This window comes from Sporacetigenium mesophilum DSM 16796 (genome assembly GCF_059569055.1).
The window spans coordinates 1-19,761 of sequence record NZ_JCANUR010000019.1; the positions used below are offsets into that span (position 1 = coordinate 1).

Annotated in this window: 17 protein-coding genes and 1 pseudogene; 5 read left to right on the top strand and 13 right to left on the bottom strand. The window is 28.2% G+C overall.

The features are described from left to right. Positions 1-386: 386 nt before the first annotated feature. From BS62_RS12910 to BS62_RS12940, 7 genes are all read right to left on the bottom strand, one after another. Complete coding sequence (locus BS62_RS12910) at positions 387-1,598, bottom strand: ABC transporter permease (RefSeq protein ID WP_496491693.1); 1,212 nt, start codon at positions 1,596-1,598, stop codon at positions 387-389. A 13-nt stretch (positions 1,599-1,611) separates the two neighbouring features. Next, positions 1,612-2,319 (bottom strand): ABC transporter ATP-binding protein, encoded by a 708-nt coding sequence (locus BS62_RS12915; protein WP_496491694.1) that lies wholly within the window; start codon positions 2,317-2,319, stop codon positions 1,612-1,614. Beyond that, positions 2,319-3,200, bottom strand: a complete 882-nt coding sequence (locus BS62_RS12920) for an efflux RND transporter periplasmic adaptor subunit (RefSeq protein ID WP_496491695.1) — start codon at positions 3,198-3,200, stop codon at positions 2,319-2,321. The genes BS62_RS12915 and BS62_RS12920 overlap by 1 nt, the downstream gene beginning before the upstream one ends. Positions 3,201-3,429: 229 nt before the next feature. After that, positions 3,430-4,221 carry a TPM domain-containing protein gene (locus BS62_RS12925; RefSeq protein ID WP_496491696.1) on the bottom strand — a complete coding sequence of 264 codons (792 nt, stop codon included), beginning with the start codon at positions 4,219-4,221 and terminating at the stop codon, positions 3,430-3,432. Positions 4,222-4,281: 60 nt separating this feature from the next. Further along, a complete protein-coding gene (locus BS62_RS12930) occupies positions 4,282-4,845 on the bottom strand; it encodes a LemA family protein (protein ID WP_496491697.1) in 564 nt (187 codons plus the stop codon). A gap of 177 nt (positions 4,846-5,022) precedes the next feature. After that, positions 5,023-5,886: a L,D-transpeptidase family protein gene (locus tag BS62_RS12935; protein ID WP_496491698.1), complete on the bottom strand. Its 864-nt coding sequence runs from the start codon at positions 5,884-5,886 to the stop codon at positions 5,023-5,025. A gap of 222 nt (positions 5,887-6,108) precedes the next feature. After that, complete coding sequence (locus tag BS62_RS12940) at positions 6,109-8,550, bottom strand: WG repeat-containing protein (protein WP_496491699.1); 2,442 nt, start codon at positions 8,548-8,550, stop codon at positions 6,109-6,111. A 138-nt stretch (positions 8,551-8,688) separates the two neighbouring features. Between BS62_RS12940 and BS62_RS12945 the strand changes: the two genes are divergently transcribed. Together BS62_RS12945 and BS62_RS12950 are read left to right on the top strand one after the other, a co-directional pair. Beyond that, complete coding sequence (locus tag BS62_RS12945) at positions 8,689-10,209, top strand: FAD-dependent oxidoreductase (protein ID WP_496491700.1); 1,521 nt, start codon at positions 8,689-8,691, stop codon at positions 10,207-10,209. 151 nt (positions 10,210-10,360) lie between these two features. Continuing rightward, the gene (locus BS62_RS12950) at positions 10,361-10,807 is read left to right on the top strand and encodes a GNAT family N-acetyltransferase (RefSeq protein WP_496491701.1); all 447 of its coding nucleotides are present in this window, start codon (positions 10,361-10,363) and stop codon (positions 10,805-10,807) included. 30 nt (positions 10,808-10,837) lie between these two features. Here BS62_RS12950 and BS62_RS12955 read toward each other — a convergent pair whose 3' ends face one another. Next, positions 10,838-12,814 (bottom strand): YgiQ family radical SAM protein, encoded by a 1,977-nt coding sequence (locus BS62_RS12955; RefSeq protein WP_496491702.1) that lies wholly within the window; start codon positions 12,812-12,814, stop codon positions 10,838-10,840. Between the two features lie 252 nt (positions 12,815-13,066). Here BS62_RS12955 and BS62_RS12960 point away from each other — a divergent pair, with 252 nt between their 5' ends. Next, positions 13,067-13,465, top strand: coding sequence for a DUF6762 family protein (locus BS62_RS12960; protein ID WP_496491703.1), 399 nt, complete (start codon positions 13,067-13,069; stop codon positions 13,463-13,465). A gap of 60 nt (positions 13,466-13,525) precedes the next feature. Here BS62_RS12960 and BS62_RS12965 read toward each other — a convergent pair whose 3' ends face one another. The 3 genes and pseudogenes from BS62_RS12965 to BS62_RS12975 form a co-directional block, all read right to left on the bottom strand. Further along, the gene (locus tag BS62_RS12965) at positions 13,526-13,900 is read right to left on the bottom strand and encodes a hypothetical protein (protein WP_496491704.1); all 375 of its coding nucleotides are present in this window, start codon (positions 13,898-13,900) and stop codon (positions 13,526-13,528) included. Then, positions 13,816-14,688 (bottom strand): annotated as a pseudogene (locus tag BS62_RS12970) (solute carrier family 23 protein). Before BS62_RS12970 ends, BS62_RS12965 begins: the two are co-directional and overlap by 85 nt. Before the next feature lie 184 nt (positions 14,689-14,872). Then, complete coding sequence (locus BS62_RS12975; protein ID WP_496491705.1) at positions 14,873-16,498, bottom strand: ABC-F family ATP-binding cassette domain-containing protein; 1,626 nt, start codon at positions 16,496-16,498, stop codon at positions 14,873-14,875. Between the two features lie 213 nt (positions 16,499-16,711). Here BS62_RS12975 and BS62_RS12980 point away from each other — a divergent pair, with 213 nt between their 5' ends. Next, positions 16,712-17,254, top strand: a complete 543-nt coding sequence (locus tag BS62_RS12980) for a nitroreductase family protein (protein WP_496491706.1) — start codon at positions 16,712-16,714, stop codon at positions 17,252-17,254. 168 nt (positions 17,255-17,422) lie between these two features. On the opposite strand, the gene BS62_RS12985 is transcribed toward BS62_RS12980, so the two are convergent. Next, on the bottom strand, positions 17,423-17,611 hold the full coding sequence (locus tag BS62_RS12985) for a hypothetical protein (protein WP_496491707.1): 189 nt from the start codon (positions 17,609-17,611) through the stop codon (positions 17,423-17,425). Positions 17,612-17,840: 229 nt separating this feature from the next. On the opposite strand from BS62_RS12985, the gene BS62_RS12990 reads away from it, so the two are divergent. Continuing rightward, on the top strand, positions 17,841-18,353 hold the full coding sequence (locus BS62_RS12990; RefSeq protein WP_496491708.1) for a dihydrofolate reductase: 513 nt from the start codon (positions 17,841-17,843) through the stop codon (positions 18,351-18,353). Positions 18,354-18,598: 245 nt separating this feature from the next. On the opposite strand, the gene BS62_RS12995 is transcribed toward BS62_RS12990, so the two are convergent. Beyond that, positions 18,599-19,636, bottom strand: a complete 1,038-nt coding sequence (locus BS62_RS12995; RefSeq protein WP_496491709.1) for a lysylphosphatidylglycerol synthase transmembrane domain-containing protein — start codon at positions 19,634-19,636, stop codon at positions 18,599-18,601. Positions 19,637-19,761 lie beyond the last annotated feature (125 nt).

Consider the following 19,761-nt stretch of genomic DNA (forward strand, 5'->3'; position numbering starts at 1 on the left):
TTATGCTGTAAAGTTATAATTGCTAAGTATTCTATGTTAACGCTAACGCGTATTGTTCGTTCAAACTTACTTGAATACTTTGATGAATATGTAATGGAATATTTTCGGACACGCTGATTTTGGTAAAATATAGAAAATTGATTTTGCATAGAGGGATAGGTCTAACTAAACATATAGTAAAATATTGGCCTTAAATGAAAATAAAGTAAAATAAGCAGCTAGTGGTAAAACTAATTACCAATAGCTGCTTATTTGGATTTGTCAAGTATTCAATTTCTACCTAAATGCAACACTAGAAGGGCTTAGCCCTATTTTTTTTAATTTCATACTGCTAAACTTGAGCAAGGTCCCATCTGGTCGGTGGCGACATGAGCGTAGCAAACTTTTTATTCATATCTTAAAGCATCTATAGGATTTAGTTTTGCTGCTTTTCTAGCTGGATATATTCCAAAGAATATACCTACAATAGAAGAAAATAATATTACGCCAATAACTGCTATTGGAGATATAACTGGAGTTATATTAGCGATACTACCTAAACCATAAGCTGAAAGTATCCCTAAAATAAGTCCTATTACCCCACCTATTACTGTTATAATTACAGACTCTGTTAAAAACTGTGTAAGTATAGTATGAGTTGTAGCTCCTAGGGCTTTTCTTATACCTATTTCTCTAGTCCTTTCGGTTACAGACACTAACATTATATTCATAACACCTATTCCACCTACTAATAGTGCAATAGATGCAACTGCTGCTATAAAAGAAGTAAATATAGCAAATATAGAATTAATCTGATCTAATTGTTTCATAACGCTTTCTGCACTATATACATCTCTATCTTGATTGTGATGTATATTCTCTAAAATCCTAAGTGATAAATTTCCTGCTTCTTCCGTTTTATCTTTTGAAGAAGCTATAATATTTATAGAACTTATTAACATATTTGGATATAGTTTTTGTGTAAAGGTAACTGGAGTATATACAAATATAGGCATTTCAGTCCCCTCTCCAGCAAATAAAAGTCCTGACGACTTAGATACCCCTATTATTTTAGCTTTCTTAGGCGAAAGTGGAGATCCTATATTTACTGACTGACCAACTACATCTTCATATCCAAATAAATTTTTAGCACTCACCTGATCTATAACTATTACATTATTTCCTTTAAGGTAATCTCTTTGACTAAAAAACCTTCCATATAACATTTCAAGTCCATTTATTTGCTGTAAATCATCATTTCCACCTGCAATAATAGCAAATTTTGATTTTTTAGGAGTTTCTATACTACCTTGAATTTGAGTTACTGGAGATGCAAATTTAACAGAATCAATTCTTTTTATTAACATATCTGTATCTTTTGTATCAAAGTAATCACTTTTCTGAGCCTTTTGTTCATTAACTTGTATGCTAACAGTAGATGCTCCTATTTTTTCAAATTGGCCTGTTATAGAAGCTGTTCCACCAGCTCCAAGAGATAGTATGGTTATAACTGAACTAATACCTATTATTATCCCTAGCATGGTAAGGAAGGATCTTAACTTATTAGCTCTTATACTATCTAAAGCCATTTTGAAATTTTCTGCAAAGTTTATTCTCACATCCTCACCCCTTTTACTCTTGACTTATTATTTTTCTATTTATAACTGTATTTTCAGATATTATAGTTCCATCAGAAAATTTTACTATTTTTTTAGTATATTGGGCTACCTCTGGTTCGTGAGTAACCATAAGTATAGTAGAACCTTCTTCATTTAAATTTTGAAATATTTTTAGTATTTCCCCAGTTACTACAGAATCTAAATTACCTGTGGGTTCATCTGCCATTATTACAGCAGGGTTATTTACTATAGCTCTAGCTATAGCTACTCTTTGTTTCTGACCTCCAGATATTTCATTTGGTTTATGTTTTCTCCAATTACCAAGACCTACTTTTTCTAGTGCATCCATAGCTTTTTTTCGTCTAACTTTGCTATCAACTCCAGCATAAACCATAGGAAGTTCTACATTTTCTAATATACTCATTCTTGGTAGTAAGTTGAAAGCTTGAAATACGAAACCAATTTCCTTATTTCTTATATAAGCTAATTCATTATCACTTAAATTTGTTACATCCTGGCCATTTAATACATAGCTACCTGAGTCCATCTTATCAAGACATCCTAAAATGTTCATAAAAGTAGATTTCCCCGATCCTGATGGACCCATTATTGAAGTGAATTCACCTTTTTTAACTTTAAGATCTACGCCACTTAAAGCTTGATACTTTATATCTCCAGTTACGTATGTTTTATATACGTCCTTAACTTCTAACATATTCATTACTTATTTTCCTCCTTAGGACTAACAATAACATCTACTCCATTAGTTATGTCAGCTCCAGGGTTTAATACTAACACTTCTCCCTTAATCAAACCTGATTTTATCTCTGCTTCAGTATCAGATACTATTCCAAGATCAACATTTTTCTTAGAAGCTTTACCGTTTTTTACTACATATACAAAATCCGTTCCGTTGTTATCAGAAATTACAGTTTCTATAGGAACAACCAATGTTTTGTCGTTATGGGCTGTTAGTATGTCAACATCTACATTAAACCCTATTACTAAACCTTCAGAATTCTCTATATCTATAAATGCATTTTGATATACTTCAGATGAATTACTACCAATAGATTGACTCGAGTTGTTATCTGCTGTCGGATCTACAGAAGCAACTTTTCCTTTGTATACCTTATCATTATAAGTTATGTTTACACTTTGATTTACCTTAACTGTAGGAGCATCATATTTACTTAATTGAATTTTAACTTGCAGGTCTTTTGTATCTTGAACTACTGCAACAGGTTGTGCTAGTGAATTCATTTGACCTTCAGAAACATTTAGCTCTGTAACTATTCCATCGATATCAGTTCTTAATTTCTTAGTTCCATATGCTGTTTTAATAGTCATAAGAACATCATCTTCTTTAACGGTATCGCCTACTTTAACGTCTATATCATCCACTATACCTTGCTCTCCAAAATACAATTGTTTGTTTTTAGATAATATATCTCCTGTAGTAGATAAGTAAGATTTTATTTCTTTTTCTTGTACATTACCAACTTTCACTTCTATTCCTTTAGGCTTACTAGAAGCATTTATCCAAGCTCCAGCCCCAACAATAACAACGATACTTAATATTATCCAAATCCATTTTTTCATATTATCCTGATATAAATCAGGTACTCACCGTCCTTCCTTTAATTTTAGTAAAATCAATATAATTATTTTACATTAAAACAATTATAAGTTATATGTAATAATCTGTAAACTATTAGAAATCAAAAAATCTTAATACTTAATCTAATAATTAACAACAACACAATATAATATTCTTTTTAAAACAAAAAGAAACCATTCAATTATGATTTCTTTTTGTTTTGCTATATTCTTAAAAATCTCTGCCGGAGCCACCACCGCCAGAGCTTCCTCCTCCACCAGAAGAACCTCCGCCTCCGCCATTTGAATTATTTCTTCCACCAAACATAAATGCCATATATATTAATGTTTCTGTTATTGTACCATTGAAGTACCTATAGTCAACTATAACTAATAGAACAAGGCCTATTGCAGTTACAATTCCAAATACCACTTTATGTTTTTCAATAAAGCTAGGTTGAGTATTACTATTATTTAAACTTGAATTAGGAACATATCCATTTATATTAATATCTGAATAATTGTACTCCTCATTTATTTCATAGGCTACTCCGTTAAATATATCTTTTATACCTGCAGAATAATCACCTGCACTTAATAGTTCTTTACTAGTATCAATTATAGAACCAGCTACACTATCGGGTATAGCACCTTCAAGTCCATATCCTACTTCTATACGTATTTTACGTTCATTAGGAGCTAAAAGTATAAGAACTCCATTATCCAAATTTGCATTACCTATTTTGAATTTTTCAAAAAGCTTTACAGAATACTCTTCCGCAGATAGATTGTCTAATGAGCTAACTGTTACAACTACTACTTGGGGTCTTTCGTTGGTTTGTTCATATTGTTTATTTAAGTTTATTATATAGTCTTTTGTTTCGGTGCTTAAGACATTAGCATAATCATTTACATAAAATTCCCTAGTGGGATTTACTATGTCATAAGCATAAGATATGTTGAGCATAACTAGTAACGAAAATATAGTACACACAAACAATTTTATAAGTTTGTTTTTTTTCAATATAACACCCCCTATGTATAAAATAAAGCTATTAAGCTAAGCACTTAATAGCTTTTGGAGTTATAGATTTACATTAGGTGCTTCTTGTGCTTGAGCATTAGATTTAAAGTATTCTTTAGACTCAAAGCCAAACATATTAGCAAAAATATTTGATGGGAATCTTTTTATTTTTTTATTGTAATCTCTAACAACTTCATTGTATCTATCTCTTTCAACTGATATTCTATTTTCAGTTCCTGATAGTTCATCCATAAGCTTAGTTACATTTTCATTTGATTTTAGTTGTGGATAATTTTCCATAACTACTAATAATCTTCCTATAGCACCTTCTAACTCATTTGAAGCATTTACTTTTTCATTTACACTTGTAGCTCCTGCCATTTTTGATCTAGCATCTGCTATATTCGAAAATACTTCTTTTTCTTGCTTCATTGCCCCTTTAACAGAGTTTACTAGATTTGGTATTAAATCATATCTTCTTTGTAATTTACTTTCTACATTTGCATATTGTTGATCAACTGATTCATTTAGGTTTACTAGCGAGTTATATGTTGTAAATCCTAGAAGGGCAAATATGCCTAGTATAGCTACTATTACTATAAGTATTTTATTAAAACCTCTCATTTATAGTTCTCCTTCCTTAAATATATATACTTAATATATATTATACATATTATGCCAAATATATATAATCATTTTGCAATAATAATAAAAATAAATATTAGTATATATTGTGATACTATTTGTTATATTAATATTTAGAATTTATATATAAAATAAGGAACTCATAAAATGAGTTCCTTATTTTATAATTATAGTTGAATTTTCTGGTACGTTATCATATATCCATTTAGCATGTTCTGTAGCAAGTCTTATACATCCATGACTTACAGAATCACCTAGTGAGCCATCGACAACCTTTGTGCCTTCTTTATTGTATATAACAGAATGATATAAGTAATTTCCATTAATTTGAGTAAAATATTTAGCTTGGAATCCATCATCTTGTCCAAATGAAAGTCCCTTCATTCCAACTCTAAATTGACCCGGAGCTGTTGGTGTACTACTAGAACCTACGCTACAATAAAACTTTTTTATAAGTGTATAGTTATGTGCAGTTCCTTTAAATATATAAGTCAGCTTATTATCTAGTGTAGTAACCATTAAATAATCAGTATAGCTTCTTATTTCATTTTCATTTACAAATTTATTTATATCAGAATTAATATACGTGTAATCTATTTGCTTTGGAGCAATATATTTTGTTTTTTCTGTAGGCTTTTTATCTAACTCCTTTATAGTTACCATATCAGCTATTCCTGTTTGAGGTATCCCTAGTTTATATTGAAAATCAAATATAGCTTCACGAGTTCCCCAGCCAAATATACCTTCTGTACTCATGTTGTATCCATATTCTTTTAATCGTTGTTGTATATACTTAACGTCTTCACCCGTATCTTTATATTTTAATTCCCTTTTTGGATAATTTTCAGGGATAGTTTGGATTGGTTTTACTATTGTCTCCTGTTGTTTTTCGTTGATTGGAAATAAGGTTTTTGGAATTTTAATAATTCCTACTATGAATAAAACCGATAAAGTTAATATAATTATTGATTTTGATTTTTTATTTAACTTAATTTTCAACTTGTTTTTTTTACTTGCCACGACACAACCCCCATTTATTGTATATAATAATATATGGTTAAATGTTATAATATATATAAATTTAGCTTTTCATATACTGGTACATACAAATATTAAATGTAATTATGTTGTTTTTCAAGTTAAGAAATTGTAACTTTTCCTGTGTAACTTTTTATACTTAATTTAAAGTCAAATAAAAACAACTATTGTCTTTATACAGTAGTTATTTTTATTTGACTTTATTTAATTAAAAGACTTCCATAGTTCACCGTTAATATCAATTATGTCATTTATCATAGTATATGGTATCTTAAATGTTGGAAATCCCGCAACAAAAGGAGCTATCTCATAAGGGTCGAAGTAAATATACAATGCATCTTTTCCTAGATAAAATTTTTGATTTTCTTTTATTCCTTTATAGGTATCTGGGAATACATATGAATATTCTTTATCATTCTTTATTTGGTCTCCTATAATATCGCTAATGACTTTGATATAATTACTATTTTCCTTAAATAAGTCATTAAGTGTATATATTTTATCATTTTGCAAATTTATATTAGCATATATTCTAACTGGCATACCATGAGCTGCACCAAAGTGATATTCATATCCATTAAGTTGTAAAACTAGAAGATTATTTTTAAAAAATTCTACAGAATAGTCACCGAAGTAGTTATAATCTAATTGTACATTGCTATTTATATCTTTAAGTTGAGACAACTCTCTTAGTTTAGCATTAACAGTTTTTAATTCAGAACTGTTACCCGTAGAATTAATTTGTGGATAATAAACTAAATAATCTTTATTAGGCTTGTATTTTTCTTCTATAACTTCATATATATTGTTTAAAGGAATCATTTTGTTTTGTTCGTATATTGTACTACCATTTCTATCTAAATAAGATAGCCTAAAATCGATAAAAGCCTTTATTAAATTATCTTCAATATCTAAAGTTCCACTACCGCTAACTATAGGTAAATCTTTTACTACACTTCCATTTTTATTAATAAAAAATGTATTTTTATCGTCATAAACAGACGCTAGGCTATTCTCATAATTTGAGACACCATAGTAAATAAAGTCTGTAAGAAATTTGCCTTCATTTGTGGCAATGGCATATTTAGATCCCATAAAAGGCCTGTTTTCATCAAGTGCCTTACCTACAGCGACTCTATCTTCACCTAAAGAAAATATATCATTATATTTAGGTTCTATTATAAAATTACCTTTCTTATCTATAACTCCATATTTATTATTAATGTCTTCTGAAATATTAACACTATTAATTCCATTGTTAAAAATTTGGACCCCTGTATATTGTGGTTGTATAACTATATTTCCATTAATGTCAATAAATCCGAATTTGCCGTCTGGGGTGTTCTTAAAAGATAATAGACCATCACCGACATCCCCTACAAAATTATAATTATATTTGGTTATTATTGTACCATTAGGGTCTATCAGAGCATGTTCATTTTCTTTAATCCTAACAACTGCTTTGTTATCTTTAAAATTACTACCATATTCATATTTTAAAGGGATTATTTCTCTACCGCTTTTATCTAAATATCCATAAAGATAGTTACCTTCTGGTCCTATGCCACTAAACAAAGCTCGGTTGTCTTGAAATATGCTTATATAGTCATATGCCTTAGACGTTATTTCATTACCTTTTTCATCTATTACTTTAAATCCATTATCATTTAAAACTACTGCACGATTTTCTGAAAAATCGTTAATATACTGATATTTTGGCCTTAAGATATAACTTCCTGACTCATAAATAATTCCATATAAACCATCTTTTTCAACAACTGCAAGACCATTGTCTTGGAAGTCTAGGGCATTAGTAAATTGCGGCTTTATTATAAATTCACCTTGATTACTTATATACCCCCATGTTATTCCATCAATAGTTTTAATAGATGCTGGATACAACTGTGTGACTCTATTTTTTAAACTATATATTATACTTTCTCTTAATCTAATTAACTCATCTTTAGATGGATAAGGATAATCGAGTTTCATATTTATATCTATAGACTTTAGTGCTTCATATGGCATTTTTGATTTTATTTGAGCATCTGCTAAGTAATACCAATAAAATCCATAGTCAGGATTTTCTTTAATTTTTTGCTTGTAATATAAAACTACCTTTTTAAAATAATATGGATAAACATCTTTTGCAATAACTAACTTTCCATTATCATATCTATAAATTGATACCTTATACGAATCACCAGTATCATGGACCCATAATGCTATTTCTGCTCTCTTATCATTTTTAGCTTTTGATGATATATCATAAATTTCTATTTTACTATAAGTTATATTATCATCAATTATCCTTTTGAATTTTTTATTCTTCCATTCAAAAATATCTAGTTGTGCCCAAATTCCCCCTACCTGCCATCCTATAATTAAATTGTTTTTGTTTTTTTCTTTAACTGGAGCTACATTAATATAATTTATATTATATCCAGGGCCTTTAATATTGTCTAAAACATACCACATATTATTATAATTTTTTAGTACTAAAACATAACATATACCTTGCCATTTATATCCTACTATTATTTCATAAGTATTATCATTATCTACATCTCCAATAAATATTGACAAAACAGTAGCAGTAGGAGGCAAAAAACCTCTTACAAAATTAAATAAATAAGCATTGTTCATATTAATACTCCTTATATTTTTATTCTTATAAAATATTATATAAAAATGCTTTTTTATCGTTACTATTCTTATAATATTGTTACATTAATTTAAATATAATGGAGAAATTATGTATATATAAACAATTGGAGGTATTATATGAGTAAAAATTTGCCTAAATATCCAGAGCCATATTGGTTAGATTCCATAAAGCGCAAGTCATTTCCAAAATGTAGCGAAGATATAAAAGTTGATGTAGCTATAATAGGTGCTGGAATCACAGGAATAACAACAGCTTATTTACTTAAAAAAGAAGGATATCAAGTTGCAGTATTAGAAGCTTCTGATATATTTAGCGGTACAACAGGTCATACAACTGCTAAAATAACGGTGCAACACGATTTAATTTACGATGAATTAATAAATAACTTAGGAGAAGAAAAAGCCAAACTTTACTATGAATCTAATAACGAGGCTTTAAACTTTATTAAAAATACTATAAAGAGTAATAATATCGAGTGTGATTTTTTAGAACAAGATGCCTATATATATGCAAATTCTGATAAATATGTTAAGAAAATAATAGATGAATTAGAGGCTTATAAAAAACTTGGTATTAACGGAGAATGCTTAGAGAACCTACCAATACCAGTTAAGTTAAAAGCAGCCTTAGTTGTAAAAAACCAAGGACAGTTTCATCCACTTAAATACTTAAAAAATTTAGTTGAGTATATTGAAAAAGAAAATGGAATAATTTATGAAAATACTCAAGCAATAGATATTGAAAAAGAAGATGGCTTAAAAGTTATTACTAAGGATGGATATAAAGTTACCTGTGAAAATGTAGTTATATGCACTCATTTTCCTTTTTATGATGGGATGGGATTTTACTTTACTAGAATGTATCCTGAACGATCATATGCACTTGGTACTAAAATAGATGGAGATTATCCAGGAGGAATGTATTTAAGTGCAGATGATCCAACAAGATCTATTAGATACACTCAACTTCCAAATGGCGAAAAACTAATTCTTATCGGTGGCGAAAGTCATAAAACAGGTAAAAGTAAATCTACTTTAGATCATTATGAAGCTTTGAAAAGTTTTGGTGAAACAATATTTAATATAAAAGATATAACTCATAGATGGTCTACTCAAGATTTAACTACATTAGATAAGGTACCTTATGTAGGTCATATAAGTTCAAAGTATCCTAATATTTATGTGGCAACAGGATATAAAAAATGGGGTATGACTAATGGAACCTCAGCATCCCTATTAATAAAAGATATGATTATGAAAAAGAAAAATCCTTATTCAGAGCTTTATACTCCATCGAGATTTGATGCTGATCCTGATATTAAAAACTTCGCATTAATAAACGCTGATGTTGCAAAAAACTTAGTTGAAGGTAAACTAGATATAACATTGAGAAGAGCTGAAGATTTAGATTTAGATGAAGGAGATATCGTTTTAATTAAAGGAATGAGAGCTGGTGCTTATAAGGATCCACATGGAAAACTTCATATTGTAAATAATACCTGTACTCATTTAGGATGTGAATTACAATGGAATAATGGAGAAAGAACATGGGATTGTCCTTGCCATGGCTCAAGATTTTCTATAGATGGTAAAGTAATTGAAGGTCCAGCACAAAAACCATTAGAGATAATTGAGTAAAATTGATATAAAAATGACGTAAGGTTATAAACTTATTTATAACCTTACGTCATTTTAATTTTTTAATTATACACTATACAAATTCAGTAAAAATAGGTAATATTTATATATAACTATATTCTTAGAATTTTTCACCGGGGGGGGAACTACATTGAATTGGCAAATAAAGAGATTTAATGAATTAACAGCAGATGAAATATATAATGTTTTAAAATCAAGAAATGAAGTATTTATTGTAGAACAAAAATGTGCTTTTCAAGACTGTGACGATAAAGATCAAAATTCATATCATCTATTTACAAAAGATAATGAAGATATAGTTGCATATTTAAGAATTTTAGAAAAAGGTGTTTCATACAATGAAATATCAATAGGAAGAGTATTAGTAGCAAAAGAATACCGTAAAAAGGGTATAGCAAGAGATATGATACTAAAAGCAATTGATTATATACATAACAATCTAAACGAGAAATCAATTAGAATATCAGCTCAGTCATATTTAGTTGATTTTTATAAAAGTATTGGTTTTAAAGAGGTATCAGATATATACTATGAGGACGATATTCCTCATGTAGAGATGTTATATATAAACAAATAGAAATGCTTGTGGATATCCACAAGCATTCTTTTATCTTTTCTTTCTTTTTGTTATTTTACCTTTACTATCATTTTTAATTTTATTTTTATTATCTCTGTCTTTATTATCCCTATTTTTAGTATTGCCCTTTTTATTACTATTTTGATTAGGCTTATCTTTTCCTTTTACGCTTTTTGATTTACCTTTATTATATCCTGTGTTATTTCTATTCTCTCTTGGTTTTACTAAACATTTTGGCCCAAATCCAATAAGATCTATTCTATTCTCCTGCATTAAGGCTGTATATACTAAATCATAGTTTTTAGGGTTTCTATATTGAAGTAAAGCCCTTTGCATAGCTTTTTCAGTCTTAGTCTTTGGCACATAAACTTTTTCCATAGTTAAAGGATCTAATCCAGTGTAGAACATAGTTGTTGACAATGTTCCTGGTGTTGGATAAAAGTCTTGAACTTGTTCTGGCTGATAGTGAATATCTCTTAGGTATTCTGCTAATTCTATTGCTGATTCTAATGTACATCCAGGATGACTAGACATTAGATATGGTATAATATATTGTTTTTTACCTACCTGTTCATTCGTTTTATGGAACTTATCCATAAACTTATCATAAGTTTTTCCTGCTGGTTTACCCATATACTTTAATACTTCAGGAGCAACATGCTCTGGAGCTACTTTTAACTGTCCACTTACATGATGTTCAACGAGCTCTCTGAAAAATGTATCTTTTTTATCTGCCATAATATAATCATATCTAAGACCTGAACGTACAAATACCTTTTTGACGTTAGGCACTTTTCTTACTTTTTTTAGTACTCCTAGGTATTCCATATGGTCTACATCTAAATGTTTACATGGGCTAGGATATAAACATTGTCTATCTTTACAAGCTCCAACCTTTAATTGTTTTTTACAAGCAGGTTTTCTAAAGTTTGCAGTAGGACCACCAACATCATGAATATATCCTTTAAAATCATCAAACTTCGTAATTTCTGTTGCTTCATTTACTATAGCTTCTTCACTTCTACTTTGTACTATCCTACCTTGGTGGAATGTTATAGAACAAAAAGAACAACTTCCAAAACAACCTCTTGAACTTGTTATACTAAATTTTACTTCTTCAATAGCTGGTATTCCACCTAATTTTTCATAAATAGGGTGATAAGTTTTTTGATAAGGTAATGAATAAACCTTATCTAATTCTTCCCTATTTAATGGTATTTCAGGTTTATTTTGTACTAAATACTTATTTGCATGCTTTTGTACTAATGTTTTACCTCTAATAGGGTCTTGCTCATCATATTGAAGTTTAAAAGCTTGTGCATATTTAACTTTATCTTCACATATTTCCTTATACGATGGTATTTCAATATAGTCATATACATTTTCTAAATCATCTGCAATATAACATGTTCCGTTTATATGTCTAATATATTTTATATCTAATCCATTATTTAAATTGTCAGCAACTTCAACAATTTGTTTTTCTGCCATTCCATATATTAATAGATCTGCACCACTATCAATTAACATTGATTTTCTTACTTTATCACTCCAATAATCATAGTGAGCAAATCTTCTTAAACTTGCTTCTACTCCACCAATTACAATAGGAATATTTTTATATGCTTCTCTTATTTTATTACAGTATACAATAGTTGGCCTATCTGGTCTTAAACCCATCTTACCACCAGGAGAATAAGCATCTTTTTCTCTTAACCTTTTACTTACAGAATAGTGATTCACCATTGAATCCATATTCCCTGCAGCTACCAAAAAACCTAATCTGGGTCTACCAAGCTTCATAAAGTCATCTGTATTTTTCCAGTCGGGTTGAGCTATTATACCTACTTTGTATCCAGCATTTTCTAAAACCCTAGACATTATTGCTGTCCCAAAACTATGATGGTCTACATAGGCATCTCCAGAAACTATAATGAAGTCTAATTCATCCCATCCTCTATCTAACATATCTTGTTTGCTAATTGGTAAAAAATCATTTTTTGTCATACTATCACCTACTTATATTGTTATAATTAATCTAAAGTACAATTATATCATACTTAGATATTTCCTTATACCATAAGATTCTACTATAACATAGTTTGTATGTTTTTGCCTCTATATAAACTATATTATTAAAAAATATTACATCAAATTTAATCTAATGGATAAATTATATATACAAAAACTATAAAAACCTATAAAATCTAATTATATAAAAGTTTATTATATTATTAAAATTAAGAGGTGTAGACAATTATGGAAACAGTATCAGTATTACTTATGGAAAAAAATAAAGAAACTGGTTATTTAGAAAGAGAATTAGGAAGTTATACTATTTCAGATAATGGAAATTTAATAGATAGTATTTATATGGTACATGAAAATGAAAAAGATATCGTTCATTTAAAACTTACAACAGAAAGAGATGTTGAAGATTGGGAGTTCTCAGAGATACTAGATTATTATGATGAAGATGTATTAAAAGATGTTGTTTTATCTTTTGAAGAGGTTGATGATACTCATAACCCAACATGGGAAGTTACTTTTGAATTTATTGAATCTCAAAATAAAATGCAAGATAAATTACAGGATATACTAAATAAACATAAAAAAGAATTAGATGAAATATATCATGAAATCCAAAAGGAAGAGTAATTAACTCTTCCTTTTGGTTATTTTAATATTTTTTATTATATATTCTCTTTTAAAAATTTATTATTTAAATATGATTTTTGAAGGTATATCATTTAGTTCTACATTGATGATTTCGTATAAATAGTCTTCTAAATTTAAGTTTGTTGACTCATATATTATATGAATCATTATATATCTTTTATCGATACTTTCATTTATCATCTGTTTTTTTGTTATATTATTAAAAATGCTCTCTTTTATTTTCCATTTTGACTCTTTATTATTTTTAGATTTTGGATTTTCATATTTATGTACTCTAAAATCACCAATATCTTTTATTTCTTTTAATCCTTTATGTTTCCAAAATAGAACTATTCTTGTACCAGTATACTTATTTGTACCATTTTCATATTGGTGAATAAAATGAATATGAGAACGCCTTCTGTTTGAATACATAATTTAGGCTCCTTTTTTATAATTATGTTTTCACTTTGTACTAAACTAATATTTGCTAGACATAAAACATCTCCTAAAAGAGATCTGTGTAGACCTGGGTCTTCAGATAAATCTCTACCTACAATATTACTTGTGACTGCTAAATGTCCTATATGTTCTGCAATTACAACAAATGCAGTTGGTAATATTGTTAATATTACATTAATATTAACTTTTGCAAACTGTATATGAGGTGTTACCAATATACTTGCTTGACTAACTTCACTAAAGTTTACTAATCCTAAAACTAGTGCACATAAATATCCAACAATTACACCTATTAATATCGGAATAATCTTCATGAATCCTCTTCCTAATGCTGAAAATAACACTACTATTAGCATAGTTACCGTTGAAACCATAACCTAAGTTAAGTTTAATTGTGCCGAGTTTGCTCCACCTACTGGAAATCCTGCCATGTCAGCTGCAACTGGTGCAAGTTCTAATCCTATTATTGTAACTATGGCTCCCATTGCTGCTGGTGGAAATAATTTTTTAATCCAAGACGTTCCAGTGTATCCTATTATTATTGCAACTATACTAAAAACAATTCCTGATGCAACAAACCCACCTTGTATATATTCAAATCCGTAACCTGAATCCATCAAGAAAAATGCGGGAGCTAAGAATGCAAAACTCGATCCTAAATATGCTGGTATTTTTCCTTTTGTTAAGAAGAAATATAATAGCGTTCCAATTCCGTTTAAAAATAATACTGTGGCTGGATCAATGTTAAACAATATTGGCACTCAACATATTTTTATTTATTTAAGGATATTATATTTATACCATAAACAATTTTAAAAACTCTTGTGCTGCATCTTTTAATTACATAAAAAATCCCTCCTTATATTATCAAAAAGATTACATACAGAGTTTTCATCTTAGATAATGTTCAGAGGGATTTTTATATTTATTTGTTATTATTATTTACTACTTTCCAGCTTTATACATTTCTTGTAATTGCTTTTGTATATTAGTATCTTCTAAATACTCATCGAAGTCCATCTTTCTATCCATTATACCACCTGGTGTTATCTCAATTATTCTATTTGCAATAGTTCTAATAAACTCGTGGTCATGAGATGCAAATAGTATAACATCTTTAAAGCTTTCTAAACCTTTATTTACAGATGTTATAGATTCAAGGTCTAAGTGGTTAGTTGGGTCATCAAGTACAAGTACGTTAGCATTTGATAACATAAGCTTAGATAACATACATCTAACCTTCTCTCCTCCAGATAATACAGATGCTTCTTTTAATGCTTCTTCTCCAGAGAATAACATTCTTCCTAAGAATCCTCTTATAAATGTTTCAGATTTTTCTTCAGAATATTGTCTTAACCAGTCTATTAATGAATAGTGTACACCTTCAAAATATTGATTGTGATTTTTAGGTAGATATGATTGAGATGTTGTAACGCCCCACTTGTAACTTCCTTCATCAGCATCCATTTCACCCATTATTATATTGAATAGCGTAGTTATAGCTATTTCATCACCCATAAACGCTACTTTATCATCTTTGTCTAATCTAAAGCTTACGTTATCTAAAACTTTAACTCCATCTATAGTTTTACTTAAGTTTTGTACTTCTAAAACTTCATTCCCTATTTCTCTCTCAGGAGTAAATCCGACAAATGGATATCTTCTTCTAGAAGGTTGAATATCTTCTAAAGTAAGTTTCTCTAACTGTTTTTTTCTAGATGTAGCTTGTTTAGCTTTAGATGCGTTAGAACTAAATCTAGCTATGAACTCTTTTAATTGCTTTGCCTTTTCTTCAGTTTTCTTATTTTGATCTTTCATTAATTGCATAGCTAATTGGCTTGATTCATACCAGAAATCGTAGTTACCCACGTATAATTGTATTTTACCAAAATCAACGTCAACCATATTAGTACATACTTTGTTTAAGAAGTGTCTATCATGTGATACAACTATAACTATAGAATTTTCTAAGTTCATTATAAAGTTTTCTAACCAGTTTATTGATTTAAAATCTAAGTGGTTAGTAGGCTCGTCCAGAAGTAATATTTCTGGTTTTCCAAATAAAGCTTGAGCTAGTAAAACCTTAACTTTTTCTCCACCTGTTAATTCTTTCATTTGTTTATAGTGTAAGTCTTTTAATATACCTAATCCCATTAATAATACTTCAGCATTAGTTTCTGCGTCCCAACCATCTAAATCTGCAAACTCACCTTCAAGTTCTGCAGCTTTTATTCCATCTTCTTCATTAAAATCTTCTTTTGCATATAAAGCATCTTTTTCTGCCATTATCTCATAAAGTCTTTTGTGACCCATTATAACAGTATTTAAAACTGTTTCTTCATCATATTTAAAGTGGTTTTGTTCAAGAACCGATAATCTTTCATTTTCTGATATAGATATATTACCTTCATTTGCTTCTATTTCTCCAGATAATATCTTTAGAAAAGTAGATTTTCCTGCACCGTTAGCCCCTATAACTCCATAACAATTTCCTTTTGTAAATTTTATATTAACATCTTTGAATAGTTGTTTATCTCCGAATCTTAGTCCTACTCCATTAACTTGTAACATATATATCTTCCTTTCGTCTTATATTAAGCATCACTTATATATTACATTTTTACACGTTTATTTTCAATACAAATACAAAATTTTTAATATAAATATATATATTAGTTGAATTATTTAGCAATTTTTAGATGATAGCTTTGTTAGAAAAGCACAAGAATAAGAATTTATCTTATGCTAATAATAGTAATAAGAGAAAATAAGGAGTGTGAATTTATGCATTTTTACGATATTATCAGGAAAAGAGATTCTATAAAAAACTTTACTGATAGACCTATCGATAATTCAAAAGTTCAGAGAATAATTAATTCATTTTTAAATTCTCCATCATGGAAAAATAACAAATCTCCTAAAATAATATTGGTTAATAATGCACAACAAAAGCAATATTTATCTAGTTGTGTTATGAATAATGTAAACAGCTCAGCTGATTCGTTAAATCAAGCACCTTTAGTTGCAATTGTTGTTGCTGATCCAGCTGAATCTGGAGTTATTGATGACAAGGAATTATACTTAGTAGATAGTGCTATAGCTATGGAACATTTAGTGTTAGCTGCTACTAATGAAGGTTATGGAACTTGTTGGATAGCTTCTATTGATGAAAATAAAATAAAACAAGGTCTAAATATACCTCAAAATTATAGGGTTGTAGCTATGACTCCTATAGGAGAAGTAGGTTCTTACCCCACTCATGAAAATAATGAACTACAAAGTCAAAATCATGTGTTTTGGAATGGTTGGAATAATGATATTAAATAATTTTATGAGCTCCTTGTTTTTTCAAGGAGTTTTATTTTTTTAAGTATTTTTTTCCTACTAGGTATATATGGATATTATTATATCGTTATTATATTTGTCTTCATTCTCTCAATTCTCTAACAATGTAAAAGCACTTCTTTTGAAGTGCTTTTACATAATATATGATATTTAAAAATGTCTTACCTCTACTTTATCCTTTAATTCCATTTCTCTTTTTCTTTGTATTTTATGAATTTGGTCTTCATTTAAGTTTGTCTTATCCATTATTTCTAACATACCTACTCTTTTATTTAATAAATCTTTTGCATATTCTACTGCGTTTTCATACTCGCCTTTTCTAAATCTGTTGTCTTTCATTATTGTCACTCTCCCTTCTTAATAAATAGGTTTTCCATATAAAAATCTTTTAAACTTATTAAAATATAGCAAAAAATAATTAGTATGAAATCCACTTAAACTAACTTTATAATCTATATAATAATGATTATATGGTAATTATATATACATATATATAATTTATTTTTTGCACATATATCTTTTATATTTACTAGATATATAAAGTTTTCTACAGAGAGGAATTATTATTATGAATAACTCTATTTTTCTTAATATAATAGTAGCTGTTGATAAAAAATGGGGTATTGGAAAAAACAATAGACTTTTAACATATTTAAAAGGAGATATGGAATATTTTAGGTATGTTACACAAAACAGTATTGTTGTTATGGGATATAATACATACTTGTCTTTACCTAAAAAACCTTTATCAAATAGAATTAATATAGTTTTAACAAAAAAAAATATAATCTTACAGAACTGTTTTGTTATTAATAATATAAATGATTTGTTTAAATTACTAGAAACCATAAATAAAAATAATGAAAAAAATGTTTTTGTTATTGGAGGATCTAATGTATATAAACAACTTATTGATTTGTGCAACAAACTATACATTACATATATTGATTATGTTTTTCACGCTGATACTTTTTTTCCCCACATAAATGAAAATGATTGGATAGTTGAGACTATATATCCAAGTGTAGATAATAAAAGTGATAGTTATAAATATGTATTTAAGATATATACAAGAAAATAGGGGCATGTGCCCCTATTTTTATAAATCAGTTTTATCTCTTTTAGCTATTTTTTCATCATAAATATGATAAGCTCCAAGAACTACTATAGATCCTAATAAAGTCCACAATATTCCTGATACTAGCATAAGCTACCTCCTTTATTGTCAACAAAATGTAGCTATTTTATGTCATATAATATTATATTTAATATATTATATTATTGATTGTTCTATAGTGTCCCTTATATTTATCTATTTTTAAAGTCTTAGATATTTTCTTTCTTTTTTATTTTCCAGTGAAATATTATAGTAGCTATACCATTTATTATCAAAACTAAGTAGTAAATTAACCCACTATATAAAAGTATAGAGTATCCTATCATACCCTTAGGAAATACAGAGCCGAATATGGTATAAAATGCTAGTTCATTAGCTCCAATATTTCCAGGTGTTGGAATAGCAGAAATCGCCATATACAAGAATGATTCTAACTTTAATAAGTATATATATGAATGTCCACTGAGTTCAAATGATTTGTATATAAGATAAGGTATGCTAAAATAAACAGTTAGTTGAATTATAGTTAGAGCTATACTATAAAATACAGCCTTTTTATCTTTTAGCATTAATCTCACAGCAAAGTTATAATCATCTATAAATTCATCAAATTTAACTCCTCTATTTTTAAATTTCTTAAATAGTTTTATTTTCATTATAAAGCTTCCTATAATTCTAACAATAACGCTTAACTTTTCAGGGCTAAATAATATAAAGACAGTAGTTAATAATATAAGAATATTCATCAATATACCTACTGCAATAAATGGTAAAACCGTTTTTAAGTCAGAAGTTAATAGATTTATACTCAATAATGCTGCTACTCCGCAGTAAATTGTTACTGCTATTTGAAATAGTATAGTTTTATTTATTATTAAAGCACTAGATTTACTTACAGGGATATTATGTTTTGAAAGTATATAAATTTGTATTGGTTGACCCCCTGTTGCAAAAGGAGTTACTAAGTTATAATAAAGCCCTATCATAGCCACTTTTGTGCTTATTGATTTGTCTTTAGTTTTATGTATTGTGTTTAATATAATATTTAATATATTAGCTTCCAAAACTATATAAAAAACCATAGCTATAATTCCTAAGATTATATATTTTTTATCTGATAGTTTTATTATTTTAGATAAAGTATTTATATCTAAAGTAGTAAAAACTAAATAAAAAGTCAATGCTATTAAAAAAATTAAAAAACCGTATTTAAGCAAATTGTTTTGAGCGTTGCTTAACTTTTTCATATGTACTCTCCTTGATTTGTAAGTAAATAAATCATAAGTAAATAAATCTTTTTTTTATTATACTACAAATTTTTACATTTTTTTCAATACATTGGATAAATATTTTATATTTCTTGTCAAACACT

Coding starts and splice junctions, on each gene's coding strand:
- BS62_RS12990 (WP_496491708.1), top strand. CDS start 17,841: ATGAATAACTCTATTTTTCTTAATATAATAGTAGCTGTTGATAAAAAA.
- BS62_RS12955 (WP_496491702.1), bottom strand. CDS start 12,814: ATGACAAAAAATGATTTTTTACCAATTAGCAAACAAGATATGTTAGAT.
- BS62_RS12945 (WP_496491700.1), top strand. CDS start 8,689: ATGAGTAAAAATTTGCCTAAATATCCAGAGCCATATTGGTTAGATTCC.
- BS62_RS12965 (WP_496491704.1), bottom strand. CDS start 13,900: ATGTATTCAAACAGAAGGCGTTCTCATATTCATTTTATTCACCAATAT.
- BS62_RS12930 (WP_496491697.1), bottom strand. CDS start 4,845: ATGAGAGGTTTTAATAAAATACTTATAGTAATAGTAGCTATACTAGGC.
- BS62_RS12915 (WP_496491694.1), bottom strand. CDS start 2,319: ATGAATATGTTAGAAGTTAAGGACGTATATAAAACATACGTAACTGGA.
- BS62_RS12960 (WP_496491703.1), top strand. CDS start 13,067: ATGGAAACAGTATCAGTATTACTTATGGAAAAAAATAAAGAAACTGGT.
- BS62_RS12995 (WP_496491709.1), bottom strand. CDS start 19,636: ATGAAAAAGTTAAGCAACGCTCAAAACAATTTGCTTAAATACGGTTTT.
- BS62_RS12920 (WP_496491695.1), bottom strand. CDS start 3,200: ATGAAAAAATGGATTTGGATAATATTAAGTATCGTTGTTATTGTTGGG.
- BS62_RS12940 (WP_496491699.1), bottom strand. CDS start 8,550: ATGAACAATGCTTATTTATTTAATTTTGTAAGAGGTTTTTTGCCTCCT.
- BS62_RS12975 (WP_496491705.1), bottom strand. CDS start 16,498: ATGTTACAAGTTAATGGAGTAGGACTAAGATTCGGAGATAAACAACTA.
- BS62_RS12980 (WP_496491706.1), top strand. CDS start 16,712: ATGCATTTTTACGATATTATCAGGAAAAGAGATTCTATAAAAAACTTT.
- BS62_RS12985 (WP_496491707.1), bottom strand. CDS start 17,611: ATGAAAGACAACAGATTTAGAAAAGGCGAGTATGAAAACGCAGTAGAA.